Annotated in this window: 6 protein-coding genes and 1 pseudogene; all 7 read left to right on the top strand. The window is 61.1% G+C overall.

Going from position 1 to position 6,391, the window contains the following annotated elements; genetic code table 11:
* Nucleotides 1-1,749: pseudogene (tssM, locus tag EOA79_RS28405) on the top strand (type VI secretion system membrane subunit TssM); the annotation flags it as partial.
* The gene (tagF, locus tag EOA79_RS28400; RefSeq protein ID WP_095823904.1) at nucleotides 1,731-2,270 is read left to right on the top strand and encodes a type VI secretion system-associated protein TagF; all 540 of its coding nucleotides are present in this window, start codon (nucleotides 1,731-1,733) and stop codon (nucleotides 2,268-2,270) included. The pseudogene tssM and the gene tagF, both read left to right, overlap by 19 nt.
* The gene (locus tag EOA79_RS28395; protein ID WP_095823905.1) at nucleotides 2,270-3,373 is read left to right on the top strand and encodes a DUF2169 domain-containing protein; all 1,104 of its coding nucleotides are present in this window, start codon (nucleotides 2,270-2,272) and stop codon (nucleotides 3,371-3,373) included. The genes tagF and EOA79_RS28395 overlap by 1 nt, the downstream gene beginning before the upstream one ends.
* Nucleotides 3,370-4,392, top strand: a complete 1,023-nt coding sequence (locus EOA79_RS28390; RefSeq protein ID WP_095823906.1) for a beta-ketoacyl synthase N-terminal-like domain-containing protein — start codon at nucleotides 3,370-3,372, stop codon at nucleotides 4,390-4,392. Before EOA79_RS28395 ends, EOA79_RS28390 begins: the two co-directional genes overlap by 4 nt.
* Nucleotides 4,392-5,327, top strand: coding sequence for a DUF4150 domain-containing protein (locus EOA79_RS28385; RefSeq protein ID WP_245322307.1), 936 nt, complete (start codon nucleotides 4,392-4,394; stop codon nucleotides 5,325-5,327). Before EOA79_RS28390 ends, EOA79_RS28385 begins: the two co-directional genes overlap by 1 nt.
* A 3-nt stretch (nucleotides 5,328-5,330) precedes the next feature.
* The gene (locus tag EOA79_RS28380) at nucleotides 5,331-6,170 is read left to right on the top strand and encodes a hypothetical protein (RefSeq protein ID WP_095823908.1); all 840 of its coding nucleotides are present in this window, start codon (nucleotides 5,331-5,333) and stop codon (nucleotides 6,168-6,170) included.
* Between the two features lie 94 nt (nucleotides 6,171-6,264).
* On the top strand, nucleotides 6,265-6,391 hold a 127-nt coding region (locus tag EOA79_RS28375), incomplete at its 3' end, for an IS630 transposase-related protein (protein WP_245489947.1).

Below are 6,391 nucleotides of genomic sequence, written 5' to 3'. Positions count from 1 at the left end.
TCTCCCGCATTGCGCACCCGCCCCGCCCTTCCCGACCGCCGACGCCGAACAGCACCAGCCGCCGCGATCCGCCGCATGGCGGTCGACGACAGCTACATCGCCCCGGACAAGGAGCTGGTGGCCGAGGCGCTGAAGACGGTGTGCACCATCTCGCTGCCGGAGCGCGCCTACAAGCAGTTGCTCGCGGATCCGGAAGTGGCAGCCGTCAAGGAATGGGTGCCGGCCAATTTCGCCGGCCCGAACGGCGCCAAAGTGTTCGCGCGCCGCTCCGCCAAGACGCTGCGCGTCGGCGTTCCCGGCGCCTACACCTATGCCGGCTTCCACGACGCCGTTCTCGATCGCGTCGAGGATGTGGCGGCGCAGGCGGCGCTCGATCGCGCGGTATTTGCCGGCGGCTGCTCGGAGAATGCCGAGACCTCGGTCTCGGCGCTGTCCGAGGACATTCTGAAGCTCTACTATGACGACTACATTTCGCAGTGGGACAGCTTCCTGCGCGACATGCGGCTGGCGCCGCTGACCGACCTCAACGTCGCCAGCGAAAATCTCAAGGACCTTTCGAGCGCCGATTCCGCGTTGAAACGGCTCCTCACCGCGGTCGTGCAGGAACTCGATCTCACCCGTTCCGACGAAGCGCCGGCGGATGACAAGAACGGCGCTGCCGCCAAGAGCGGCTCGAAGCTGCTCTCCAAGCTCGGCAAACTCGGCAAGGTGGTGAAGACGGGAGCGAAACTACTGCCACGCGCGGGCTCGGCCGAGCAGGTCGACATGACCGGCAGCCTGGTGGCCGAACACTTCAAGCCGCTCAAAGGCACGATCGCCGAGGTAGACGGCCAGCCGCCGGCGCTCGACGCAGCCGTGGTGGCGCTGACGGCGCTGTCCAATGTGCTGCAGACCGTGTCGGCCAACCCCGACCCGCAGGACGCCATCAAGAAGCAGGGCGGCCTGGCCGAGCTGACGGGGGCGGTCGCAAGACAGGCGCAGATCCTGCCTTCGCCGATCAACGACTGGCTGGGCGGGATTGCCGGCGACACCAGCGGCCTGTCGCAGAAGGCGGTCACCAACGAGCTCAATGCCATCTGGCGCGCCGACATCCTGCCCTTCTGCCAGGCTGCGCTCAACAACCGCTATCCGTTCAGCCCGGACAGCGCGGTCGACGTCAATGTGCGCGACTTCCAGCGCCTCTTCGGCCCCGCCGGCCTGATCGACGCCTTCATCAACGACCATCTGATCAACTATGTCGACACCGCCAGCCAGCCGTGGAAATGGCGCGCCGATTTCGGCCTCGACGCGGCCGCGCTGGCGGCGTTCGAGCAGGCACGGCACATCCGCGACGACCTGTTTCCCGGCGGCACCGGCCCGGTGATGAACTTCACGCTGGAGCCAAAGGACCTGTCGCCCAACGTGGCGCGGGTGACGCTCAACCTCGATGGCCAGAACCTCGTCTACTACAACAACGCGACCCGGCCGCAGCCGATGACATGGCCCGGCAAGGACGGCACCGGCGTGATCTCGCTTGCGTTCCAGCCGGTCGACGGCTCACCCGAGGTGATGCTCAACGAGACCGGCAGCTGGGCGTGGCTGAGGATGCTGCGCAGCGGCAAGTTCGCCGGAACCAACCTTTCCGACGTCTATAGCCTGCGCCTCGGCACGAAAGGCATGTATGCCGATTTCGAGCTCAAGGCGGCCAGCGTCGAGAACCCCTACACACTCGAGATGTTCAAGAAGTTCACATGTCCGCCGCAGATATGAGCACCGGCTTCTACGGCAAGATACCCGCCACCGGCGATTTCGTGACGCGGCGGCTGCCGGGCGATTTCGTGCGCGTCTGGGATCGCTGGCTGGCGCAGCAGATCGTCCCGCTGTTTGGCCACGATGCGTGGCAGACGGACACTGCGTTGCGCTTTCTCGCCGGCCCCGCCTCGTTCGGCGCCTCGGCCGGCGTCATCGTGCAGAGCGCCGACAAGGTCGGCCGACAGTTCCCGCTCAGCGTCGTCGCACGGCTTGCCGAGGCGCCGCTCAGGCTGGCCTATTCGGATGCCTGGTTCGACCGCATCGAGGAAGCGGCCTTCGCCGCGCAACGGGGCGAGCTGACGCCCGACGAACTGGATGCCGCGCTGGGCGCCCTGCCTGCCCCGGCGGTCGATGAGGATGGCGATGTTGTCGACGACCTCGTCATGTGGACCGCGCGCACGGATATCTTCGACGTCGACCCGCAGGCGCCGCAAAAGACGGTGGAGCGGATCTTCGCCGCTAGCTGGGAGACCAGCTGATGCAGATCTGGAACCAGCTGGGTTTTCCGCATCAGTTCACCATGGGCATGGACAAGGCCGGCCATGAGTGGATCGTGGTCGTGGTGAAGGGCACGTTCGATTTTCCGGAGAAGCCCGGCGGCCTCGTGCAGAAATCGGCGGAGCAAGTTCCGCTGGTCATGGCTGACACGCATACCGGCGCGCCGGGTTACTCAGCGACGCTGTGGGAGACCGACTTCGCCTTCCGTAAGCCGCGCTGCGACGTGATTGCCAATGGCTGCGCCTATGCACCGGGTGAACGCCCGGCGGAACGGGTACCAGTCGGCATCAAGGTCGGCAACTGGTCGAAGCTCTTCGAAGTGGTCGGCCACCGGGAGTGGCGGGCCATAGGTCCGGTCTTCACCGCAACTGCACCGCAGCCCTTCCTGAAACTACCGATCTCCTACGATTTCGCTTGGGGCGGCGTCGACCGGTTGGACCCCGAGGATCAGCTTCCCGCCAGCTACAAATACAACCCGGTCGGCACCGGCTGGTCTCGCGCCAAGAACCAGCGTTTCATTCCAGGCCTGCGGCTGCCCAACACGCAGGCGGTCAATGAAGAAATCCGCTCCCCCTTCGGCGACTACCAGCCGATAAGCTTCGGGCCGATGGGGCGAGGCTGGCCCGGCCGCATCGAATATGGCGGCACTTATGACCAGAACTGGATCGACAATGTGTTCCCATTCCTGCCGCAGGATTTCGACGAGCGCTACTTCCAGATGGCGCCGCCTGACCAGCAAATCGATCATCCGCGTGGTGGCGAAGAGGTGGTGTTGGTGAACCTGACGCCGGAAGGGCGCGTAAGCTTCCGGCTGCCCTCGACTGCGCTGCCGATGACACTGTTCAAGGGCAGGCAGAAAGCATACGAGGCCGATGTTTTCCCCGACACCATTCTCCTCGAGCCTGAGAAGCGCCGCTTTTCGCTGGTTTGGCGCGTCTCGCAACGCATCCAGCGGACTATCCTCGATTTCTCAGAATGCTGGGTCGGGCCGCCGACCGAGTCAATGCTGCGAGCACGCGCCAGTGGGCGCGCTTATGTTCGAGCCAGCCTCACTGTTCCTGATGACGAAGCTGAAGACGCATGAGTATCGCCATCGATATAGCCGCGATTGGCATGGTGACGGCAGTCGGTCTTGATGCGCCCTCGGCCTGCGCAGCGATGCGCGCCCGCCTCGACGGTTTTCAGGAAACTCGCTTTCTGGGACCAAGCGGTCAATGGCTGACCGGCGCGCCGGTGCCTTTGCCACGCGAATGGATCGGCGAAAAGCGGATGGCCCACCTCGCCGCCGCCGCGATCTGCGAGGCCTTCGAAAGCGTTCCTGAAGCACGAGGTCAGACCGCGCTCATTCTATGCTTGGCAGAAGAGAGCCGGCCGGGCCGGCCGATAGCCGACGGAGGTCGCCTGCTTCGCCATATCGCTGAAATTATCGATGTCGAGCCCCACGCACGCTCGCGCATTATCAATCACGATCGTGCATCGGGCCATGTGGCGCTGGAACAAGCGCGCAGGATGATTGCATCGGGTGAGGCGCCTTACGTGATGATTGCCGGCGTCGACAGCTATCTGACGGCTCCGGCCATAGAACACTACCAGAAGAACAATCGACTTCTGGCGCCCGAAAATCCCAACGGTTTTATCCCCGGTGAAGCAGCTGCGGCAGTTCTGTGCCTGCGATCGGGGCGTGGTGGCTTTCGCCTCTTCGGCCTCGGCCTGGCCCGCGAGGTCGCGTCGATCTACAACTCCGACGACTTGCCCTTGCGCGGCGATGGTATGACTGCGGCATACGACATAGCCTTCAAGGAAACGGGCATCGAGATGAGCCGACTCGGCTATCGCATTGCCGATCTAATCGGTGAGCAATACTGGTTTAAGCAGAGCGCACTGGCAAGCTTGCGTCTATTGCGCGGCCGTCACGATTTTCAGGACATCTGGTCCCCAGGCGAATCGCTTGGCAATGTGGGCGCGGCAGCAGGTCCGCTCATGATTGGCATGGCTTGGATGGCTGCCCGCAAGGGATATGCCGCCGGCAGTCCAGTGCTAATCGAAGCATCGAACGATGCCGGCGCATGTGGCGCCGCACTCTTTGCAACGAGATTCGACTAGTGAGCAATGTATTCGCGAATGGTCTGGAAATTTCCGGCAAGGCGGTGAACGCCCAGACAATTGCTGCATTCCCTGACGTTTGCTTCACGCCACCCGAAAACCCAGCAACCCCCCCTGGAGTGCCCATCCCGTATCCCAGCTTCGGGATGGCCAGCGATACCGAGCAGGGGACGAGCACTGTCAAGATCGGCGGGAAGACCGTCAATATCAAGAACAAATCCGACTTGTCCAAAACGTCCGGGACAGAGGCGGGCTGTGCCGCCAAGAAGGGCGTTATCACTTCGAAGAACACCGGCAAGGAGTACTTCAACTCCTGGTCAAACAACGTAAAGTTCGATGGCGAGCCGGTTATCCGGAATACGGATCTTGCTACTAACAATCATGCATCTCCAATAGGCAACACCCCGCCTTGGGTTCATATAGCGTCCTTGTCCGTAGGCGGACAGAACTGCTTAGCGTTGCTTGCCTCGATTGACATCCATGTGCACCCTTATGACGAGGCTGACAATCACTGCAAGAAAGGAAAACAGCAGTCCGACCACGTCATTCAGAATGCCTTTTTTGAACCCGAGCGTGGTGGCGGACCAATAGGTGCCTTCCCACGTTATACCGAGGGCGACGCGCCTTGCATTTGCCTCAACGACGGGAAGAAAAAAACCACGCAGCATGGCAAAAAGTCCCGCAAGCAGATCAAGCGGGCGGCAGCGCAGCGCCGAGCGGAAGGTGCCGGTAAGTCAGGTGCCTGTTCGCAAACATATGAAGAGGCTCGGGACGCCGAACTTCAGCATACAGCAGAAAGCCTTCCTAAGCTGGCCGCTAGCCCTGACGCCCAGGAATGCCTGAAGGCCATATGTGACACCTATTTCAAATGGGCCACCAGAAAACGGAGCCAAGACCGGCTCAACGAAGTCAAATGTGACGTACCAAAGGTATGATCGATGGAATGCACCGACGCACACATCGCCGTAAACGACGCCTTTTTCTGCCTGTTTTACGAGGAACTCGGCCCTGGCGATCATCTTTCTCGCATCTATCATTTTAGCGGGCGAAGAAATCCCCAGGTCCGGCTCGTCGCCGAGATTCGAGATTGGGTAGCGTCGATCTGGGCCAACCGCTCTGGCAAGCTTTTTGGAGCTGTCTGGGATGGTCAAATCCTATTGATCGGAGACAGGGTCGAACCGATCGCCACTGTTGATCTTCTGGGGACGATCAAACTCACCGGTTTCGCGGATGAACCTCAGTTCATAATGGGTGAGGATGGTCTCATCTTCGAGAACCGGCGCGGCTCATGGCAACGAATCTCTTTCCGCGGCAAGCAGGATATCTACTCAGTGGCACGAAGGAAGAGAGACGAATATGTCTTCGCCGCCTCATCCGGCCGGATAATTACCTATGTGGCGGGCACCGCCTCCGTTGAGCATCTTCCAACAAACGTCGATTTGCACGGAATCGCCTTCACCACACCGGAAAAAGGCGTGGCAGTTGGGGATGAAGGCGTCGCCTTTCTATACAGCTCAGGTTCTTGGACCGATATTTCCGAAGATCGTCCCAGCCTGCAGGATGTTCACGCTTTCAAAGGTCGATTGCTAACCACGTTAGAAGCTGAAACGATCGACGAGATCGCTGGAGACGGCTCCTTCGCTACGCTTTACGAGAGGCCAGGGTACTATCTTTCCTCGAACGACGACTTCTGCGTAACCTTTGACGACGAGGCGGCACATATCTTCGACGGCGACCGATGGACCTCCGTTCCGTTCTCCGGTCTTATCCCGTTCTAAAACTGGCTTTAGAGCGTCGGACCATCAGATTGAATCGCGAAGGATTCCGCTGATGTAAGGTTTGTGGTTCACTTCCTTGTGGAGGTGATTTGCCATGCCCAAGCCCTATTCGCTCGATTTGCGTGAACGTGTTGTGCGGTTTGTCGAGGCGGGCCATTCTCGGCGTGCGGCGGCGGCACATTTTGAGGTGTCGGTTTCGTTCGTCGTTATCCTGATGAGGA

The sequence above is a fragment of the Mesorhizobium sp. M1A.F.Ca.IN.020.03.2.1 genome (assembly GCF_004023205.1).
Classification (GTDB): Bacteria; Pseudomonadota; Alphaproteobacteria; order Rhizobiales; family Rhizobiaceae; genus Mesorhizobium.
The sequence above is the reverse complement of the archived record's forward strand: the minus strand, read 5'-3'. Positions and strand labels throughout refer to the sequence as shown.